This window comes from Bacillus cereus group sp. BfR-BA-01382 (genome assembly GCF_022663475.1).
Classification (GTDB): domain Bacteria; phylum Bacillota; class Bacilli; order Bacillales; family Bacillaceae_G; genus Bacillus_A; species Bacillus_A thuringiensis_S.
Genome location: NZ_JAKUFQ010000469.1, coordinates 1 through 207 on the forward strand (window position 1 = coordinate 1; position 207 = coordinate 207).

The following is a 207-nucleotide window of genomic DNA, read 5'->3' on the forward strand; positions in this document are numbered from 1 at the left end:
CCTGTGTCGGTTTGCGGTACAGGCACCTTTTATCTCGCTAGAAGCTTTTCTTGGCAGCGGGGAATCAAAGACTTCGCTCCATAAGGAGCTTCCCCCTCACAGCTCAGCCTTCACGATAAGCGGATTTGCCTACTTATCAGCCTAACTGCTTGGACGTGCACAACCAATCGCACGCTTCTTCTATCCTTCTGCGTCCCTCCATTGCTC

General features: G+C 52.2%; 1 rRNA gene. It reads right to left on the reverse strand.

From position 1 onward, the window contains the following. Positions 1 to 207: ribosomal RNA gene (locus tag MR160_RS34740) — 23S ribosomal RNA — on the reverse strand; the annotation flags it as partial.